We start from the raw sequence: 18686 nt of genomic DNA on the forward strand, positions 1-18686 counted from the left end.
CGTGCGTCACGCGTTTTGCGGATGCCGACTCGATTCATCGCGGCTGAGCTGCCAATAGCGTTCGGCCGAAAAGAGGCTTGCCTGTCCGTCGGGACCGAACGCGCGCAATTGGCTGCGATAGGCGTCGAGTGCCGCGCGCTTCATGCGCTCGTGTTGCGTCGTGCCGGGCACGTCCAACGTGTGCGGCGCATCAGCGGCATAGCCGCGTGTCGCGAGGTCGCATAGGCGCGCTTGCACGACGCCGGACATGCGCCGGTAGGGCACGTCCTCATAGGCGATGAAGTGCACGGCTGGCTGACGGCGCATCAGTGCGAGACAGGCATCGGCCACCATAACGTGATCCGAATGGAACAGGCCCAACGGCATCAGGACACGCGTGGGCTTCGCATGAGCAACAGTCTGGCTCAACGCGGTAATCAGGTCGTCCGCAGCGGGCGACGCATGGTATTGCGCGTCGCGGAACAGCAAATGCACGGGCATTGCCGACAGCAATCCCAGCGCCTCCCGGTCTTCCGCCTGACGCGTGCGCATCGCTTCGAATGCGTCGGCGAAACCGGCCGCGCGGTCCCAATCGGTCGTGATCTTCTTGGCGGGCGGCGCGGTGAAAACCGTGCAAACCACTGTGCCGGGATGCGCGGCGAGCAGAAGTCCGCAACTGAGGACCGCATCGTCGAGATGCGGCGAGATGACGAGCAGGCGCTGGTTCGATTCCATACCCGCGCTTAGCAAGCCGCGTTCCGCAGTCGCGGCGCGCGCGACGGGGCGGCACTGGAATAGGCCTTGCTGACCTGCGTTTCTACTACCGCTTATAACTTCAACCATGAGCCCGCCTGCAAAACCACCCGATCACATCCGTACCGTCGAAGTCCGCAAAGGTCAGGTAACCGAAGCAATGTCCCGCGACGCGTTTCGCGAGCGCTTCATGGCCCGCTTCTACGACCCGGCATTTCGGGCGGAAGACGAATCGCTCGCGCGGCTCGAAGCGATCGCGTGGGATGCTTACTCGCAAGGCCGCAAGGCGCCGGTCACCGAAAAGGCCGGCCCGGGATTCGCCGACCCGGACTACGACCTGTCGGTCGAATGGCGTGCCGCGAGCGAGCGCGTGAAGGCGGCGCAGGCGCGACAGCGCGATCCGACGACGCGCTCGCGCGTGCTCGTGATCAACGCGTCCTCGCGCAACGACTACACGTGCCCCGGCGAGATGTCGAAGAGCTTCCGGCTCGCGAAGATCGCGCAACAGGCGTTCGAACGCCGGACCTTCGACGTCGATTTCCTCGACCTGTCGCACCTGAACTCCGATCGCGACCTGCACATCCATCCGTGCAAAGGCTGTGTGTCGACCGCGATGCCGCTGTGTCACTGGCCTTGCAGCTGTTATCCGAACCATTCGCTCGGGCTCGTCAACGACTGGATGAACGACATCTACGAGCGCTTTGCCGCCTGCCACGGCGTGCTGATCGTGACGCCGGTCTACTGGTATCAGGTGTCCGCGCCGCTGAAGCTGATGATGGATCGCCTCGTTTGCGCCGACGGCGGCAATCCCGATCCCTCCTCGACGCACGGCAAGAAAGCGGACGAAGCGAAGCGTCTCGAACTGGGCGGCTGGGACTATCCGAAACATCTGGCGGGCCGGGCCTATGGCGTCGTCGTGCATGGCGACGTCGCCGGCATCGAGGACTCGCGCAGGGCGCTCGCCGACTGGCTCGACTGGATGGGCTTCGTCGAAGCGGGCGCGAAGTCGCGGCTCGATCGCTTTATCGGCTATTACGAGCCTTATGCGACCAGCCATGAGGCGCTCGATCGCGACGAGGACATGCAGCAGGAAGTGGCCAACGTGGCCCAGGCCGTCGCGACCTGCGTCGAGCAGATTCGTGGCGGGCGCAAGGAACCGGACGACGGCCTCGGCACGCCGCGCGCCAAATGATCCCCAACTCAGATAAGAAAGGAGAAGCATGACGAACGACGAAGTGACGAGCCCGCGCACGCAACGGCGCCGGCTCGGAGGATGGCTGCCGAGCGACGAAGCGCATCTCGCGCGCTACCGGATCGCGCTGGCCGCGAAAGCGCGCGAACGTGCGCGCAGGGCGCCACGCACGCGCGCCGTCGCGGAACTCGCGGCGCTGATCGAAGGCGATCCGGTGCTGCGCATGGATATGACGCGGGCCATCATGCAGGCGCAGCAAGCAGGCTACGTGCTCGGCTATGCGACGATCGACGAGCTGATGACGCTCGTCGATTACCTGATGACCTACGCGCCGCCGTTCAGCGAATCCGATCTGATTCATTGTCCGCTGAACGCGGTGCTCGACTGGCCGATGTGCATGCCGTCCGGCTATGCACTGTTTCGCGACCCGGCGCTCAACGCGCAGCTCAAGCACGTGCTGAATTGCTGGTGCGGCTTTCTGAGCGGTCCGCATTCACGCGAACATTTAAATACGTCGTCGCCCGACGGCTGGTTCAGCTCCGAGGCCGACAAACGGATCGGCCTCGCGCAATTCGCTTGCGATCCCGAGCAACAGTATTGGGGCTTTACGTCGTGGAACGATTTCTTCACGCGGCGCTTCCGTCCCGGCATGCGGCCGGTCGAGGAGCCGGACAACGACAAGCTGATCGTCAGCGCGTGCGAGGCGACGCCGTACAACGTGCAGCACGGCGTGAAGCTGCGCGACACGTTCTGGATCAAGTCACAGCCGTATTCGCTCGAAGACATGCTGAGCTCGCGCGAGCGCGAACTGGCGCGGCGCTTCGAGGGCGGCTCGGTGTATCAGGCCTTTCTGAGCGCGTTCAACTATCACCGCTGGCATGCGCCGGTCAGTGGCGTGATCTCGCGCGCGTACGCGGCGGACGGCAGTTACTATTCGACCGCCGATAGCGAAGGCGAAGACCCGAGCGGGCTCAACGATTCGCAGGGCTACATCACGGCGCTCGCGGCGCGCGCGGTGATCGTGATCGAATGCGACGATGCGGCGGTGGGGCAGGTGGCGTGCGTGTTCGTCGGCATGGCGGACGTGTCGTCGTGCATGATCGAGGCGTTGCCGGGTCAGCGCGTCCGAAAGGGCGATGAGTTGGGGTTTTTCCAGTACGGCGGATCGACTTGCTGCCTGGTGTTCGAGCCGGGCGTGATAGAGCGCTTCGTCGTCGAGCCGCCGTTCGGCGACAAGCAGCCGCCGATCAAGGTCAACGCGGCCGTTGCAAGGGCCGGGTCGCGCAACGCATCGCCGTCGCAAAGCAACGGCTAGACGCGCTGCGCGCCGCCGGGCGGCGGATTCAACTGCGCAGCCGCGCGAAAATGCTCAGCAAGTCTTCGAGAACCACCGGTTTTTTCAGGTGCGCGTCGAAGCCCGCATCTTCGGCCGCGCTGACGTCCGCCTGCTGGCCGAAGCCGCTGACCGCGATGCAGATCACGGACTTCATCGCCGGCATGCCACGCAGCTTGCCGATGAACTCCATACCGTCCATGCCAGGCATGCCGATGTCGGACAGGATGATATCGGGCGCGTTGCCGTTGATGATCGACAGCGCTTCCTCACCGCTCGTCGCGGTGCGCACTTCGGCGCCCTCGCTTTCCAGCAGCAGCTTGAAGGTTTCGACGGTCGCGGCGTCGTCGTCGACCATCAGGATGCGCGTGCCTTTCAGTGGCTCGCCGGTGACTTCGATCCCCGCGCTCGTGCGGGTGGCGAGCCGGTGGGTGGGCAGCGTCACCGTGAACGTGGCACCGCGGCCGACGCCGTCCGACTCCGCGCGCACCGCGCCGCCGTGCAGGTTGACCAGATCGCGCACCAGCGCGAGGCCGATGCCGAGGCCCCCGCGGCGCGAGCCCGGATCGCGGCTCTGCTGGAACATCTCGAAGATATGCGGCAGCAGCGAGGCCTCGATGCCGATGCCGGTATCGCTGACGCGCAGCACGGCTTCGGCGTGGTCATTGACCTGCAACGACACCTGGATCGACCCGCGCTGCGTGAACTTCAGCGCATTACTGATCAGATTCCACACGATCTGCTCGATACGCGTCAGATCAGCATGAATGATCACGGGCGCATCGGTCACCTCGACGCTCAGTGTGATGCCGCGCTGCGCGGCATCGTCCTGCACCGCGCTGCACACGCGCTGCACGATCTCGCGCATGTCGACGACGGTGCGCACGACCGACAGCTTGCCGGTGCGCACGCGCGAAATGTCGAGCAGGTCGTCGATGATTTGCGCCTGGCCGATTACGGTGCGCCGGATCGTATCGGTCGCGCGCGACACGTTCAGGTTCTGGCGCGTTTCCGGCGCGCGCGCGATCAGTTCGGCGCTCGCTGAAATCAGGTTGAGCGGATGCTTGAGTTCGTGCGACACGACCGCGAGAAATTCATCGCGGCGCCGCTGCGCTTCGCGCTCGCTCGCGGCGCGCAGCGTTTCGACGTGGGTGCCGCGTCCCGAGGTCGGGTCGCTGGCGAACTCGCCGAGATCGCGCGTGATCTTCGCAAAACCGCTGATGCCCGGCTCGTCGAGACGGGACAGCACACCGCTCGCGAAAAAGCGCGTGCCGTCCTTGCGCAGATGCCAGCGCTCCTCTTCGGCGCGGCCGTTCAGACGCGCTTCGGCGAACTCGCGTTGCGCGACGTTCGCGGCGCGGTCTTCGTCGGTGTACAGGATGTCGGCGGACTGGCCGATCATTTCGGCTTCCGAATAGCCGAAAATCCGTTCCGCGCCCGCGTTCCAGCTATTGATCACGCCGTTTTCGTCGAACGTGATGATCGCGTAGTCCTTGGTGCCCTCGGCGACGATGCGCATGCGCCGCTCGCCTTCGCGCAGCCGGTCTTCCGCCTGACGCCGGCCGGTGATGTCGATGAACGACAGCACCGCGCCGTCGATGCGGTCTTCGGTGGTGCGGTAGGGCACGAAGCGCGCGAGATACCAGCGCCCGTCGTTGCTCTTCAGCTCGCGTTCGATCAGGCGCAGCGAGTCGAATGCTTCGGCCGCGTCGTCGGCGAGCTTGTCGTATTCGAGGCGGTGGGTGATGTCGAGCAGCGAGCGCCCGATATCCGACGGAATGATGCTGAAGACGTCGGTGGCGCGCGGCGTATAGCGCTTGATGCAAATGTTGCGGTCGACGAAGATCGTGCCGATGTCGTTTGCGGCGATCAGGTTGTGCAGGTCGTCGTTGATCTTGCCGGTTTCCTCGACCTTCGACTTCAGCTCCGCGTTGACCGTGGTCAGCTCTTCGTTGATCGATTGCAGCTCTTCCTTGCTGGTTTCGAGCTCCTCGGTCGCCGAGCGCAGTTCCTCGTTGATCGCCTGCAATTCCTCGTTCGACGCCTTCAACTCCTCGGTCGAGGTCTCCGACTGCTCGATGGTGGACTGCAATTGCTCCTTCGTGCGTTGCAGCTCACGTTCGAGCTGGCTGATGATCGGGTCTTTCTGCACGTCGACCGACGCCGTCTCGGCGTTGGCCATGCTGTCTTCGACCTCGTCGAACAGCACCAGCACGAAGTCCGCGTTCGCTTCCGGGTCGTGCACCGGCCGCGCGGTCATGTTGACGAAGTACGAACGGCCGTCGCGTTCGATGCGCACGCGGCGCGCTTCGACGCTGCGGTTCGTGTGCAAGGCCTGATAGATAGCGGTGCGCAGTTCGAGCCGCAGTTCGGGACGCACGACGGCCACGATGTTATGCGACGGCTCGCCGCCCGAATATTGCAGAAAGCGCCCGGCGCGGTCGGACAGATGCACGATTTCGGATTCGCGGCTCACCAGCACGCTGGGCGGCGCATATTGCTCGACGAGCCGTTGATGCAAATCGCCGAACGAAAAGCGCCGGCGCCCCGGCGGCTGCACCGTGGTGACGAGGGGGCGCGAACTCATCGTGCCCGAAATCGCGATCGGCACCGGCGTGTCGCCGCGCACGGCCATGTTCGCGCGATAGATGCGGTTGCGCTTGTCGACCACGGTGAACATCGAGCTCACGCTGTCGGCCGACTCCGAGCTGCCGAGGAACAGCACGCCGCCGGGCCGCAGCGCGAAGTGGAACATCTTCAGAATTTCGATCTGCGCTTCGCGGTCCAGATAGATCAGCAGATTGCGGCAGCAGATCAGGTCGAGCCGCGAGAACGGCGGGTCGCTGAGCACGTTGTGGTGCGCGAACAGCATGTGTTCGCGCAGTTCCTTCTTGATCCGGTAATGGGCAGCGTCTTTCGTGAAGAACTGGCGGATGCGCGCCGGCGTCAGGTCGGCCGAGACCGAGTCCGGGTACAGGCCGACGCGCGCGAACGCAATGGCGCGCTCGTCGATGTCGGTCGCGAATACCTGGAACGACACGCCCTCGGGCGACTTCAGCGAGCGCTCCTGCAGCAGCATCGCCAGCGAATAGGCCTCCTCGCCGGTCGCGCAGCCCACCGACCAGACGCGGATGCGGTCCTGTTCGCCGCGGTTTTCGAAGAGGGGGGGCAATACCTCGCGCTCGAGCACGTCGAACGCTTCCTTGTCGCGGAAGAAGTTGGTGACGCTGATCAGCATGTCCTGCAGCAGCGCCTGAGTTTCTTCAGGGTGCAGATGCAGATAATCGCGATACGCCTGCAGATCCGTAATGCCGTTGACCTGCAGCCGGCGTTCGATGCGGCGCAGAACCGTAGCCCGTTTGTAATGCCGGAAGTCGTGCGCGGTGCGGGTGCGCAGGATCACCATGATCTCGCGCAGCGCGCGCTCGGCCGACTCGTTGACCGTGTCTTCCTCGGGCTCGTCCGGCTGCACGGCCGGCAGATGGATTTCCCGCGCGGTGGACCACAGATCGAGCAGCCGCTGCGGCATCTCGGCCGCGGTCATTACGAAGTCGGCCATGCCGGTCGCGATCGCGCTGCGCGGCATGCTGTCGTATTCCGCTTCGGAAGGGTCCTGCACGAGCGTGATGCCGCCCATTTCCTTGATGCGCGACAGGCCGACCGAGCCGTCCGAGCCCGCACCCGACATCACGATGCCGATCGCGCGTTCGCGATGCGCCTCGGCGAGCGTGCGGAAGAACAGATCGATGCTCGCGCGGCGTCCCTCTTCGGACTGCTTCTGCGTGACACGCAGGTAGCCGTCGACCATGATCATCTCGAACGAGGGCGCGACCAGATAAACGTGGTCCGATTCGATTTGCGTGGGGCCCGTGACCTGCTGCACCGGCATGCTGGTGACCTTTTGCAGCAGCGAGGCCAGATTGCTTTCGTGGTCCGGCGACAGGTGAACGACCACGACGAAGGCCATCGACGTGCGCGCGGGCAGCGCCTCGAAGAATTCCGTCAGCGCGTTAAGCCCTCCTGCCGATGCGCCGATACCGACGATCGGATAGAGTGCCTGGCTAGGCAGAGTTTGCCCTCGCTTCTTTGACATGGCTGCGTGTCCCTTCTTGGAAAAGGATAGTGTTCAGCGGTGGATTTTTATAGGGCGACGAGCCCATTTCTTGCTCGGCCCGGATCGTTATTATCCCGCATTGCACTCATTTTTCCAGCAGCATCGACTGCAACAGTTCGGCCGCGTGGCCCGCGCGCCGGGCATTGTCCTCCTCGCGTCGTTGCGCGGCGGTGTCTCCTATCGCCGCGAAGTGTTCGCCGAGCTCGCGGCTGAACATTTCGCGCTCGCGCAGCGCCCGCAGAGCATTGCGCAGCGACATCTCCGCATCGATCATGCGGCCGTCGTCGAGCGACGCGGCCGAATACGCATGGCCGGTATGGCAGCGGTAACGCAGCACGCGCGAACCGGTGATGCGCCACAGCGTGCCGTTGCATTCGGGGCATGTGAAAGTCGACGGCGTGGCCAGTCCCTCGATCGCGTCGAACGGCGCGGTGCCGGACAGCCACGCGCGCTGTTCGAGGACGACGCGGTCGGAGGCCTCGCGCTGCGCCGGGCCGAGATTTCCCGGCGGATTGGCAATGCCGCCGGTCAGTTTTACCAAACATGGGCCCAGTTGCTGGAGCGGCAGCACGTGGTCGGCGAAGGGCGTTGCGTGCCGTGGCATCTCGCTCGCGAACGCGTCGTCGGGGTCCTGCACGACCGTAGTGCCGCCGCACGCCTGGATCGCTTCGAGGCCCGCTGCGCCATCGTCGAGCAGGCCGGTCAGGATCACGCCGATCGCGCGCGGTCCCATCTGCGCGGCCGCGCTGCGAAACAGCGGGTCGATCGCGGGGCGCGCGAAGTTTTCTTTCGCGCCATGCAGCAGCCGCAACTGCCCATCGTCTACCACGAGGTGCCGATCGGGCGGCGCCACGTAAATTCTGCCGGGCGCGTAATGTTCGCCATCCTGCGCGTGCTTGGCGGGTAGTGGTCCGGCCTGGTTCAGAAGCGTGGGCAGCATGCTGCCATGCGCGCCGATGTGCAGCACGACGGCGATGCTGGCGGGCATATCGACGGGAAGCTGCGACGCAAGCGCACGCAGCGCGTCGACCCCTCCCGAGGACGTGCCGATTACGATGAAATCACGGTGGGTCAAGTGGACTCCGGGACGTGGAAGCGGGACGGAAAAACGGGCCTTTGGTGTCAGTCAACGTAATGAGCAAGCGATATGCCGTCCGGGCATTTTTATTGCGCTGCTGCCGGTGAAAAGGTCCCTTGCGCCGACACCGGTCTTCAGCCCCCGCCACAAATCAGCCGCGCGGGACGAAAGCGCCGCGAACCACGCACGGGCATATGATGAACATGTAGGACAGGCGTGCCGGACATGGCCGGCACGATACGACGTTCCTGCGCAAGCTCACACTCATGGCGACTCCGATTCAAGCTTCCGCGCCAGCGGAAAGCTGCCGCGTCGTCGGCATTGGCGCATCCGCCGGCGGCATCGAAGCGATGCATTGCCTGCTTCAGGCCTTGCCCGCCGAACCTGCGCTTGCGCTCGTCGTCGTGCAACACCAGCTGCCGGGTGGATCGGACGAGCTCGTGAATCTGGTCAGCAAGTGGACGTTGCTGCCGGTCCGTGCCGCGAACAACGGCGAGCGTCCCGAGCCGAACCACGTGTACGTCGCGGGTTCCGACGACGTGCTGACCCTCGAAGGCGGGCTCTTTCGCACGCGGCCGGTCGACGGCGGCAGCCGCCGTCCCGGCATCGATACCATCGACGCATTCCTCGAAAGCCTCGCGCAAGATCGCGGCTCGCACGCGCTTGCGGCGATCCTGTGCGGCACCGGCACCGATGGCGCGGCCGGCGCGATCTGCGTGAAGCGGGCCGGCGGTGTGGTGCTCGTACAGGACCCGGTCACCACGATGAACGACAGCATGCCGAGAGCGGTGATTTCGCGCGGCGCCGCCGACTACATCCTGCCGGTCGGCGAGATCGCGAAACAGCTGCTGCGCTGTGCGTCACCCGCCTATGTGCGGCCGGCCAACGAAGTCGCGTGGACCGGCGAGATTACGCGAACGCTCGACGAGATCGTCGGGCTGATCCGCAAGCAGGCGGGCTTCGATCTGGGTGGTTACAAAGCGACCCCGCTGCTGTGGCGCATCCAGCAGCGTATGGATTTGCGGCGTACCGAATCGTTCGGCGACTACGAGTCGCTGTTGCGCGACGACCCGGCCGAGCTCGAAGCGCTGATTCGCGGCATTCCGATTCACGTGACCGAGTTCTTCCGCGATGCGCCCGCCTGGGACGTGCTGCGGCACGAGGTCATAGAGCCGATGCTGAGCGAGCGCCGCGCAAGCGATGTCGTACGGGCTTGGACACCGGCGTGCGCGACCGGCGAAGAAGCGTATTCGGTCGCGATGCTTCTGCACGAGCATGCGGAAAAGACCGGCCGTCCCATCGATTTCCAGGTGTTCGCGACCGATGCATCGCCGGAGATCGTCGCGCGCGCGAGCCGCGGCGCGTTTTCGAGCGACGCGCTGAAGAACGTCTCTTCGGCACGCCAGCAGAAGTTCTTCTATTCCACCGACGGCAACTGGCGCGTCAAACGCCACCTGCGCGAAAAGATGGTATTCGCGCCGCAGGACCTGCTGCTCGATCCGCCGTTCAGGAACCTGGATCTGGTCACTTGTCGCAACCTGCTGATTTATCTCGACCCCGAAGCGGTCAAGCGCGTCGTATTCCTGCTGCACAACTCGCTGAAGGTGGGCGGCTATCTGTTCCTCGGCAAGGGCGAACCGCTGTTGTCGCGGCAAGGCGGTTTCAACGTCGTGTCGAGCCGTTGGCATATTTACCGCAAGACCGGCCCCGCGAGCGACGTCGAGGTCCGCTTCCCGTTGCGTGTCGCGACAAGCTTGCGCGCGAGCGCCGTGCCTTTCATCGGTCATTCGAGCGTGCATGCGCAGCGGGATTTCCCGTCGGTGCTGATCGACGACGAATTTCGCGTGCTGCGGGTGTATGGCGATACGGAAAAATACCTGCGCGTCCCGGCCGGCCAACCCACCGACAACCTGCTCGAACTTACGCAGCGCGAACTGGCGTCGAGCCTGAAGGCGGCCGCGAAGATAGCGCTCGAAGACGGTCAGCCGACGATCGTCAACGGCCTGCGTGAAGAAGGGAACGTCACGCACGCGTTCCAGATCCGGCTCACACCGATTCGAAGCGCGCAAAACGGCGCCGCGCCGCGGCTGCTCGCATCGTTCATTTCTCGCGCGCGCGAGATTCGGCCCGGCGCCACCGAACCCGTTGCGCTGCCGAGCCACGCTGCGGACGTCGCAGCTTCGAGCGAGTGGAGCGAAGCGATCCGCATCTCGCGCGAGGAACTGGAGGCGTCGCGCGAAGAGTTGCAGGTGCTCAACGAGGAACTGAAAGCCGCGAACGAGCAACTCAATCTCGTCAACGACGACCTGAACCAGGCCAATGCGCGGCTCACTGGCAAGATCGCGGAGCTGGAGATGCAGAGCGGCGTACTGAGCGCCGGTGCGGTGATGGCGATGTTTCTCGATCAGACGCTGCGCGTGCGCTGGTTCACGCCTTCGATCTGCGAGATATTTCCGCTGAAAACGGGCGACGTCGGACGCGGCATCGCCGATATTTCGCCGAAGGTCGACGACGTGAATTTCCTGCGCGACGTGCTCGCGGTGATGCAGAGCGGGACACCGCGCGAAGCCCAGGTGCGCAATGCCAGCGGTGGATGGTTCCTGCGGCGCATTCGCCCGTTTCTGTCGCAGACCGGCACGAGCGGCGTGGCCGTCACGGTCACCGACATCTCGGACCTGAAGCACGCGGAAAGAGTCCTGCGCGAAAGCGCGATGCACGATTTCATGGTGCGCTTCGCCAACGCGCTGCGCGGGCTGTCCGGATACCGCAATACCCGATCGACGGCGATCCGGATGCTGCGTCAGCAGTTCGGCGCCGCGCGCGTCAACTACTCGGAAGCGCGTGGCCCCGACGAACTGGAAATCGTCGCGACCGACGCGCTCGCGGGCACGGCCGATATGCTGGGCCGCCGCTGCGCGATCCACGACGCCGGGCCTGCGCTCACCGCCGCGCTGTTCACCGGCCGCAGCGGCTGGAGCAACGACGTGATGGCCGATCCCGCCGCTAGCGCGGCCGAGCGGCGCGCGTGCCACGCACTCGGCATCGGCGCGTGGGCCAACATGCCGTTCGTGCAGTCGGGCCGCGTGCTCGGCGCGCTGACGGTGCACTTCGACAGCGCGCACACGTGGGCGCCCGACGAACTGATGTTTCTCGAACTGATGGCCGAGCGCACTTGGGCCGCGGTCGGACGTGCGCGGGCCGAGGAAGACCTGCGCGCGCGCAACGAGGAACTCGAGCGGTCCAACAAGGTGGCGATCGGCCGCGAACTGCGCATGATCGATCTGAAGAACGAGGTGAACGAGTTGCGCCGGCAACTCGGCCAATCGCGTCGCTATGCGACGGAGTCCGACGATCATGACGATCGTACCAAGGCGCCCGATCGCAACTGAACGGCGATTACACCGGCGCGGGCTGACTGCCGGTCGCGTGCGGATGTCCTCGTGTGTCGCGTGCGAGCAGTGCGTCGTAGATCGTCAGATAGTCGTCGGTCATGCGCGCGGCCGTGAAGCGGCGCTCGAACGCGTGGCGGCACGCGTCGCGCCCGATGCCGTCGATGCGCGCAACGGCTTGCACGGCCGCGTCCACGTTGTCGACGATCAGGCCGCTCACGCCGTCTTCGATCAACTCCGGCACCGCGCCGCGGCGAAACGCGATCACCGGCGTACCGCACGCCATCGCCTCGATCATCACCATGCCGAACGGCTCGTCCCATTCGATCGGCAGCAGCAACGCGCATGCGTTCTCGATCAACCGCCGGCGCGCGAGGCCGCCGACTTCGCCGAGGTATTCGGTGAACGTGGTCGAGCGCCGCAACAGCGGATCGATGCGCTCGCGGAAATAGTCGCGCTCGCCGGGATGAATCTTCGCGGCGATCTTCAACGGCAAGCCGCTGCGCCGGGCGATTTCGATCGCGAGATCGGGACGTTTCTCCGGCATCATGCGGCCGAGGAAAAGCAGGTAGGAACCGGCTATCGGCTGAAACGAGAACGCGTCGAGCGGCAGGCCGTGATGGACCGTGCCCTGCCAGTTCGCCCACGGCACCGGCCGGCGCTGACTCGCGGAGATCGACACCACCGGCACGCGGGCGAATTCCCGAAACAGCGGGCCATGATCGTGCAGCAGCAGACGGCCGTGCAGCGTCGTCAGCGTACTGCACGGCAAACGCTCGGCCCACGCGAAATGCAATGGCTCGCCGTGAAAATGAACGACGTCGAATTGATCCGCGTCGCGAATCACGCGCGCGAATTGCCGGACGTGATGCGTTTGCGTGTCCCATACGTTCGTGTCGCGCCAAAGACCGCGCGGGCAGATTGGCACGAGCCGCGCGGCGGTCGTCGAATCGGCGCTCGCATAGAGCGTCACGTCGTGGCCGCGGGCGACCAGTTCTTCAGTCAGATACGACACGACGCGTTCGGTCGCGCCGTACGCGAACGGCGGCACGCTTTCGTAAAGCGGAGCGATCTGGGCGATTCTCATCGGGCGTTGAAAAGAGGGGAGGGAGGGTGGCGCGCAACACGCCGCGCCGGACCACCAGCAGCAATCGACGTACCGCCACCGACCGGTGAAGCGGTACGGCGTTTGCTCGATGCGGGCACTTGACCGATCAAAGGAGCTGCCATGAACGACCGCGCAACGCAATCCGCTTCTAACGACACGAAGCCCACCGCTGCACGCGAAACCGCCAGCGCACCCGACGCGCTCGCGCTGCTCGAAGCCGATCACCGCGCCGTCGAAAAGCTGTTCGATGCGTTCGGCAAGTCGCGCGGTGACGAGCGCGACACGCTCGAAGCCAAAGCCGCGCTGGCGCAGCGTGCGTGCGAAGAGCTGACGATGCATACGATCATCGAGGAAGAGCTGTTGTATCCGGCCGCGCAGCAAGCACTACCCGACGACGGCAAGCTCGATGTCGATGAAGCCTGCGTCGAGCATTTTCTGGTGAAGACGCTAATCGCGAAGTTCACGACGCTGAAGCCGGGCGACAAAGGCTTCGACGCGACGTTCAAGGTGATGGCCGAACTGGTGCGGCATCACGTCGAGGAAGAGGAAGGCGAGCTCTTTCCGGCCTTGCGGCGCACCGGCTGCGATCTGGCGGGGCTCGGTAAAAAGATCGCGGCGCGCAAGGAAACGCTGCAAGCGCGGCTGGATCAGGCGGGCAGCCGGGCGGTCGGCGACAGGACCTGATTGGAACCTTAAAGCGTCGGCGCGACAGTCCCGTTCATAAGTCGACGCTTACGGACGAACGCACCCGTTTGCATGTCCATTAACATCGTTTTCAGGAGGGCAAAACTGGATCGCCTGATGCAGGCAGGGGGAGCCATGTCAAGGAGAAAGCTGAAACTCACGCAGTATCCGGCGGCAGCGATCGCCTCGCGCGACGACTTTTCGATCTACGTCACTGCACGACGCAGCGCCGATGGACGATTCTATGCCGATCTGCTGGTGAGCCGTAAAGTGGATGGCCGCCGTCTGTTCCCGTTCGATGGCGCGCCCGAAGTCGGTCCGTTCAATAGCATCGAGGAAGCGCGGCTCGCCGCCGAGGAATACGGCGCGCGGATCGTCGCGGCCGACCTTGCCTGTCCCGAGGCGTAAGCGCGCGGCCTGGGTAGCGCGCGGCGACCCGCCGCGGTGACGACGGCATCCCCATCAAATGCTTGTCCCGGTTCACGACCGGCACGGTGGAGTTGTGTGGCAGCCGCTCTGTTGCTGACGTGATGCCATCGACCCAACGCGCGCCGCGCGGAACAACCCTTGCTCGCCTTTCGCTCGCCGTCATCCGGACCCGGCGCGCGCGGCGCCGTGCCGCGGCATCGCTCACGTTCACGGAGAAACACATATGGACAAGGAACTCGAAGCCCGCATCCGCACGCGGGCGTACCACATCTGGGAAAACGATCCGTCGCCGGAAGGGAGAGCCGACGACCATTGGGAGGAAGCGCGCCGGCAGATCGAGGCGGAAGGCGCTGCCGCGCCGCAGGAGCCGACCGATCAGTCCGCCGATCGCGACCGCGGCTCGCGCATCGCGCCCGAACAGCAACTGCAGGAAACGCCGGGCGAGGACATCGAAGCGCCGAAGCGCGCCAAACGCCCGCGCGCCGGATAAGCGGGCGCCGCGCTCTACACCGACGCCGACGATCGCGTCGGCGCCACCGGCAGCGCGCGTTTGTGGCGCGTCGCCATGTAAAAGCGGCGAATCGTCGTCAATACTTCATCGCTGACCGGCTTGCCTTCGAGAAAGTCGTCGATGTCCTGATAGCCGATGCCGTAGCTGTCTTCGTCCGGTTTCTGCGGCGTCAGCGATTCGAGGTCCGCCGTCGGCACCTTCTCGACGAGCCGCTCCGATGCGCCGAGCGCATGCGCGAGTGCGCGCACGCGGCGCTTCGTCAGACCCGCCAGCGGCAGGATATCGGCGCCGCCGTCGCCGAACTTCGTGAAGAAGCCCATCAGCGATTCGGCCGCATGGTCGGTGCCGATCACCACGCCGACCCGCGCGCCCGCAATCGCGTATTGCGCGATCATACGTTGCCGCGCCTTGATGTTGCCGAGCACGAAGTCTTCGTGAAAGTCGTCGACGTACTGCACGTTGCCTCGCTTGAGCGCAGACAGCATCGCGTCGGCGGGCTCCTTGATGTTGACCGTCAGCGTTTCGTCGGGGCAGATGAACGCGAGGGCGGCCGCGGCGTCCTCTTCGTCGCGTTGGCTGCCGTACGGTAGACGCACCGCGACGAAGTGCGCTTCATAGCCGGTGGCACGCAGACGTTCGACGGCAAGCTGCGCGAGGCGTCCGGCAGTCGATGAATCGACGCCGCCGCTGATGCCAAGCACATAGGTGTGCAAGCCTTGCGAGGCCAAGTAGTCGCTGAGGAACGCGACACGCCGCTCGCGCTCGCGGGCCACGTCGAAATCGCGCTCGACGCCGAGTTCGTCGATCACTGCCTGCTGCCACGCGTCGGTGTCGAAGGAAGGGTGCAGATTCATCGTTTGGCCTCTCTTCAGTGGTCCCGCTCGATGCGCGGAAGTTGATCGAAGTAATGCTCGACGCGCGACAATGCATACAGCGCGGCGGCCGAACGCACGTCGTTGCGGTCGCCCGAAAAGCGCCGCGTCTCGGCGAACGTGACGAACTGATTGCCGGGCCGTCGGAACGACCATGCGAAGCATTGCGTGCCCGGTGGCGGGCCGTCAGCGGAGCCGCCATCGGCAAGCCCCGTGTTCGATACCGCGATATCAGCGCAGCAGCCTTCCTGACGCAGCGCACCCTCGGCCATTTCGCGCGCGACCGCTTCGCTGGTGAGCCCGTATTGCTTCATCGTGCTTTCCCGCACACCGAGAAAGCCTGCTTTGCCTGATGGCGAGTAGCTGACGAAGCCGACATCGAGACACGCGCCGCTACCCGGCACGCCAGCCAGATACGACGCGATCTGGCCGCCGGTACAGGATTCGGCGGTCGCGAGCGTCAGACCTCGCGAGCTGAGGAAGGACACGACCTGCATGGGAACGTTCATGATTTTCGCCCGTGTTGTGCGACGGATTCGGACCGGCGTTTCGTTCGTGCAAAAGCTCAGCAAGGATCGGTCCGCGCGCGCTTCACGTTTCGCGCATCGCCATCGGTTCAAGCCGGCGGTATGCTCATTGCTGAAACGTGGAAGAGCAGCGAGCTCGCGCGCGGCCCCGTCGCGATGCGTGGCGCGCGCAGCGCTGCGCATTCGCGAGGAGGCGGCGATGGGCGATTTCGACGAAGCGCGCGCATGGATGGTCGAGCGGCAAATCGTGCAACGCGGCGTGCGCGACGACTTCGTGATCGAGGCGATGCGGCGCGTGCCACGCGAAGCGTTCGTGCCGTCCGATCTGCGCGACTTCGCGTATGACGATACGCCGCTGCCGATCGGCGGCGAACAGTCGATCTCGCAGCCGTACATCGTCGCGAAGATGCTTGCGGCCGCCGAATTGCAGCCCGGCGACCGTGTACTCGACATCGGTACGGGCTCGGGCTATGCGGCCGCGATTGCCGCGGAGATCGCGGGCCGGGTGGATTCGATCGAACGCGACGCGAGCCTCGCCGAGGGCGCGCGCGAGCGCTTGCAGCGGCTCGGCTACGAGAATGTCGAAGTGCATGTCGGCGACGGCACCGCGGGGCTTGCCGCGCATGCGCCGTATAACGCGATCATCGCGGCGGCGGGCGGGCCGCGTGTGCCGCAGGCGCTGCGCGTGCAGCTTGCGGTCGGCGGACGGCTCGTGATGCCGGTCGGCAGCAGTCCGAGCCGTCAGCGGCTCGTGAAGATCGTGCGGCGCGACGAGCACGACTACGACGAACATGCATTCGCCGACGTGCGCTTCGTGCCGCTCGTCGGCGACGACGGCTGGCCGGCGCCGGGCGGCGTGCCGCATGCGGATTCGCGGCCCACGCCTGAGCCGGGCGCGCCTGAGCCGGCCGCGCCTGAGCCGGCCGCGCCTGAGCCGGCCGCGCCTAAGCCGGCCGCGCCTAAGCCGGCCGCGCCTAAGCCGGCCGCGCTCGAACTCGTGCTTCGCGACGCGGCCGAACCGTTACCCGACATCGATTCCGCGGAATTCGCGGCGTTTTTCGACCGCTTCGCCGGGCGGCGCGTCGTGCTGCTCGGCGAGGCCAGTCACGGCACGTCGGAGTTCTATCGCGCGCGGGCGGCGATCACACGACGCCTCGTCGAGCGGCACGGCTTTTCGATGATCGCGGTCGAGGCCGACTGGCCCGATGCCGCGATCATCGACCGGCATGTGCGCGACCGGCCGATGCCCGGCGAACGGTCTCGACCGTTTCGCCGCTTTCCGACTTGGATGTGGCGCAACACCGATTTCATGAGCTTCGTCGCGTGGCTGCGCTCGCACAATGCCCTGCACCGCGACCGCGAGACGCGCTTTTACGGGCTCGACATCTACAGCCTGTCCGAATCGATCGACGCGGTGCTGCGCTATCTGGACAGCGTCGACCCGGCCGCGGCGCGCATCGCGCGCGGGCGTTATGGGTGCCTCAGTCCGTGGCAGAAAGATCCCGCCGTGTATGGGCGCGCCGCGTTGAGCGGCGGCTACGCGCAGTGCGAAGAGCACGTGGTCGCCCAGCTCGGCGATCTGCTGAAAAGCCGGCTCGACTATGCACGGGAAGACGGCGAACGCTTCCTCGACGCGGCGCAGAATGCGCGGCTCGTGGCTGTCGCCGAGCACTACTATCGCGCGATGTATTACGGCGGACCGCAAAGCTGGAATCTGCGCGACACGCATATGTTCGACACGCTGCGTCATGCGCTCGACAGTCACGGGCCGCAGGCGCGTGTGGTCGTGTGGGCGCATAACTCGCACATCGGCGACGCGAGCGCAACGCAGATGGGCCGCGTGCAGGACGAGATCAATTTGGGCCAGCTGTGCCGCGCGCAGTTCGGCGACGCGGCGGCGCTGATCGGCTTCGGCACGCACAGTGGCACGGTCGCCGCGGCCAGCGACTGGGACGGACCGATGGAAGTGAAGACCGTGCGGCCATCGCTCGCTGGCAGCGTCGAATTCAGCATGCACGCCACTGGCCTCGCACGCTTTCTGCTCGACCTGCGGCCCGGCGTGCACGACGCGCTGCGCGAACGGCTGCGCGCGTCGCTGCTGGAGCGCTTCATCGGCGTGATTTATCGTCCGGAGACCGAGCGGTATAGCCACTACGCGGAAGCGTCGCTGGCCGATCAGTTCGATGCGTTCGTGTGGTTCGATCGCACCAGCGCGGTGACCGCGCTGCCCGTTTCCGCCGACGAGAAGTACCACGCGGCGGAGACTTTTCCATTCGGTGTGTGAGCGAGGAACGCGGCTTGCAGCGGAGCGGACAGTGCATATCCAGCTTGTCCAAACCGGGGAGCCGCTGATGAACAAGGTTGTACAGCGCTTGACCATTGCCGCGATGTTCAGTGTTGCGAGTGACTTCGTCTGCGCGCAAGCCGCCGAGTGGGCCGGGACTCAGCCGGCTGTCGCCGCGCCGCCGTTGCTATTCGCGCAGGCCGGCAAAGACGCGGGCACCGAAGGCGGCGCGGGCACAGCAGGCCAGTCGGGCACGCCACCCGGCGAGTTGAGCCGCAACCAGACGAAACGCGAACAGGCGGGGCGCGCGAACCAGGCCGCGGCTCAGCACGGACAGCGCAGTCTGCAGGGCGCGAGCGCGCCCCACGGTGCCAGCCCCGCGCGCTAGCGGCGACGCGGCCCGGTTGCCGCCGTCGCCGCTAGCGCGCGCGAT

At 65.7% G+C, this 18686-nt stretch carries 14 protein-coding genes; 8 read left to right on the plus strand and 6 right to left on the minus strand.

Annotated elements, in window-relative coordinates:
- Nucleotides 1-6 precede the first annotated feature (6 nt).
- The gene (locus AB3X86_RS21470; protein ID WP_368597708.1) at nucleotides 7-714 is read right to left on the minus strand and encodes a PIG-L deacetylase family protein; all 708 of its coding nucleotides are present in this window, start codon (nucleotides 712-714) and stop codon (nucleotides 7-9) included.
- 178 nt (nucleotides 715-892) lie between these two features.
- Between AB3X86_RS21470 and AB3X86_RS21475 the strand changes: the two genes are divergently transcribed.
- Together AB3X86_RS21475 and AB3X86_RS21480 are read left to right on the plus strand one after the other, a co-directional pair.
- Nucleotides 893-1924 carry a flavodoxin family protein gene (locus AB3X86_RS21475; protein WP_368597550.1) on the plus strand — a complete coding sequence of 344 codons (1032 nt, stop codon included), beginning with the start codon at nucleotides 893-895 and terminating at the stop codon, nucleotides 1922-1924.
- A 28-nt stretch (nucleotides 1925-1952) separates the two neighbouring features.
- The gene (locus AB3X86_RS21480; RefSeq protein WP_368597551.1) at nucleotides 1953-3239 is read left to right on the plus strand and encodes a phosphatidylserine decarboxylase family protein; all 1287 of its coding nucleotides are present in this window, start codon (nucleotides 1953-1955) and stop codon (nucleotides 3237-3239) included.
- 28 nt (nucleotides 3240-3267) lie between these two features.
- On the opposite strand, the gene AB3X86_RS21485 is transcribed toward AB3X86_RS21480, so the two are convergent.
- Nucleotides 3268-7350: a CheR family methyltransferase gene (locus tag AB3X86_RS21485; RefSeq protein WP_368597552.1), complete on the minus strand. Its 4083-nt coding sequence runs from the start codon at nucleotides 7348-7350 to the stop codon at nucleotides 3268-3270.
- Nucleotides 7351-7456: 106 nt separating this feature from the next.
- Complete coding sequence (locus AB3X86_RS21490; protein ID WP_368597553.1) at nucleotides 7457-8446, minus strand: chemotaxis protein CheB; 990 nt, start codon at nucleotides 8444-8446, stop codon at nucleotides 7457-7459.
- Nucleotides 8447-8715: 269 nt separating this feature from the next.
- Between AB3X86_RS21490 and AB3X86_RS21495 the strand changes: the two genes are divergently transcribed.
- The gene (locus AB3X86_RS21495) at nucleotides 8716-11838 is read left to right on the plus strand and encodes a CheR family methyltransferase (protein ID WP_368597554.1); all 3123 of its coding nucleotides are present in this window, start codon (nucleotides 8716-8718) and stop codon (nucleotides 11836-11838) included.
- 7 nt (nucleotides 11839-11845) lie between these two features.
- Here AB3X86_RS21495 and AB3X86_RS21500 read toward each other — a convergent pair whose 3' ends face one another.
- Nucleotides 11846-12925, minus strand: a complete 1080-nt coding sequence (locus tag AB3X86_RS21500; RefSeq protein WP_368597555.1) for a glycosyltransferase family 4 protein — start codon at nucleotides 12923-12925, stop codon at nucleotides 11846-11848.
- A 141-nt stretch (nucleotides 12926-13066) separates the two neighbouring features.
- On the opposite strand from AB3X86_RS21500, the gene AB3X86_RS21505 reads away from it, so the two are divergent.
- The 3 genes from AB3X86_RS21505 to AB3X86_RS21515 all read left to right on the plus strand — a co-directional run bounded on the left by AB3X86_RS21505 (nucleotide 13067) and on the right by AB3X86_RS21515 (nucleotide 14549).
- Entirely contained in the window at nucleotides 13067-13630 is a 564-nt protein-coding gene (locus AB3X86_RS21505; RefSeq protein ID WP_368597556.1) for a hemerythrin domain-containing protein, read from the plus strand.
- A gap of 135 nt (nucleotides 13631-13765) precedes the next feature.
- On the plus strand, nucleotides 13766-14038 hold the full coding sequence (locus AB3X86_RS21510) for a DUF6723 family protein (RefSeq protein WP_176111751.1): 273 nt from the start codon (nucleotides 13766-13768) through the stop codon (nucleotides 14036-14038).
- A 244-nt stretch (nucleotides 14039-14282) separates the two neighbouring features.
- On the plus strand, nucleotides 14283-14549 hold the full coding sequence (locus AB3X86_RS21515) for a DUF2934 domain-containing protein (protein WP_368597557.1): 267 nt from the start codon (nucleotides 14283-14285) through the stop codon (nucleotides 14547-14549).
- Nucleotides 14550-14563: 14 nt separating this feature from the next.
- Here AB3X86_RS21515 and nadE read toward each other — a convergent pair whose 3' ends face one another.
- Nucleotides 14564-15424 carry an ammonia-dependent NAD(+) synthetase gene (gene nadE, locus AB3X86_RS21520; RefSeq protein ID WP_368597558.1) on the minus strand — a complete coding sequence of 287 codons (861 nt, stop codon included), beginning with the start codon at nucleotides 15422-15424 and terminating at the stop codon, nucleotides 14564-14566.
- A 14-nt stretch (nucleotides 15425-15438) separates the two neighbouring features.
- Nucleotides 15439-15951, minus strand: a complete 513-nt coding sequence (locus AB3X86_RS21525; RefSeq protein ID WP_368597559.1) for a CinA family protein — start codon at nucleotides 15949-15951, stop codon at nucleotides 15439-15441.
- 217 nt (nucleotides 15952-16168) lie between these two features.
- Between AB3X86_RS21525 and AB3X86_RS21530 the strand changes: the two genes are divergently transcribed.
- Nucleotides 16169-18253, plus strand: a complete 2085-nt coding sequence (locus tag AB3X86_RS21530) for a protein-L-isoaspartate(D-aspartate) O-methyltransferase (protein WP_368597560.1) — start codon at nucleotides 16169-16171, stop codon at nucleotides 18251-18253.
- 67 nt (nucleotides 18254-18320) lie between these two features.
- Nucleotides 18321-18641, plus strand: a complete 321-nt coding sequence (locus tag AB3X86_RS21535; RefSeq protein WP_368597561.1) for a hypothetical protein — start codon at nucleotides 18321-18323, stop codon at nucleotides 18639-18641.
- Nucleotides 18642-18686: the final 45 nt, after the last annotated feature.

This window comes from Paraburkholderia sp. BR14374 (assembly GCF_040948685.1).
Lineage (GTDB): Bacteria > Pseudomonadota > Gammaproteobacteria > Burkholderiales > Burkholderiaceae > Paraburkholderia > Paraburkholderia youngii.

Bases quoted from the DNA above. Each gene is read 5' to 3' on its own strand.
- AB3X86_RS21470 (WP_368597708.1), bottom strand. From the start codon at position 714: ATGGAATCGAACCAGCGCCTGCTCGTCATCTCGCCGCATCTCGACGAT.
- AB3X86_RS21475 (WP_368597550.1), top strand. From the start codon at position 893: ATGTCCCGCGACGCGTTTCGCGAGCGCTTCATGGCCCGCTTCTACGAC.
- AB3X86_RS21480 (WP_368597551.1), top strand. From the start codon at position 1,953: ATGACGAACGACGAAGTGACGAGCCCGCGCACGCAACGGCGCCGGCTC.
- AB3X86_RS21485 (WP_368597552.1), bottom strand. From the start codon at position 7,350: ATGTCAAAGAAGCGAGGGCAAACTCTGCCTAGCCAGGCACTCTATCCG.
- AB3X86_RS21495 (WP_368597554.1), top strand. From the start codon at position 8,716: ATGGCGACTCCGATTCAAGCTTCCGCGCCAGCGGAAAGCTGCCGCGTC.
- AB3X86_RS21500 (WP_368597555.1), bottom strand. From the start codon at position 12,925: ATGAGAATCGCCCAGATCGCTCCGCTTTACGAAAGCGTGCCGCCGTTC.
- AB3X86_RS21505 (WP_368597556.1), top strand. From the start codon at position 13,067: ATGAACGACCGCGCAACGCAATCCGCTTCTAACGACACGAAGCCCACC.
- AB3X86_RS21510 (WP_176111751.1), top strand. From the start codon at position 13,766: ATGTCAAGGAGAAAGCTGAAACTCACGCAGTATCCGGCGGCAGCGATC.
- AB3X86_RS21515 (WP_368597557.1), top strand. From the start codon at position 14,283: ATGGACAAGGAACTCGAAGCCCGCATCCGCACGCGGGCGTACCACATC.
- nadE (WP_368597558.1), bottom strand. From the start codon at position 15,424: ATGAATCTGCACCCTTCCTTCGACACCGACGCGTGGCAGCAGGCAGTG.
- AB3X86_RS21525 (WP_368597559.1), bottom strand. From the start codon at position 15,951: ATGAACGTTCCCATGCAGGTCGTGTCCTTCCTCAGCTCGCGAGGTCTG.
- AB3X86_RS21530 (WP_368597560.1), top strand. From the start codon at position 16,169: ATGGGCGATTTCGACGAAGCGCGCGCATGGATGGTCGAGCGGCAAATC.
- AB3X86_RS21535 (WP_368597561.1), top strand. From the start codon at position 18,321: ATGAACAAGGTTGTACAGCGCTTGACCATTGCCGCGATGTTCAGTGTT.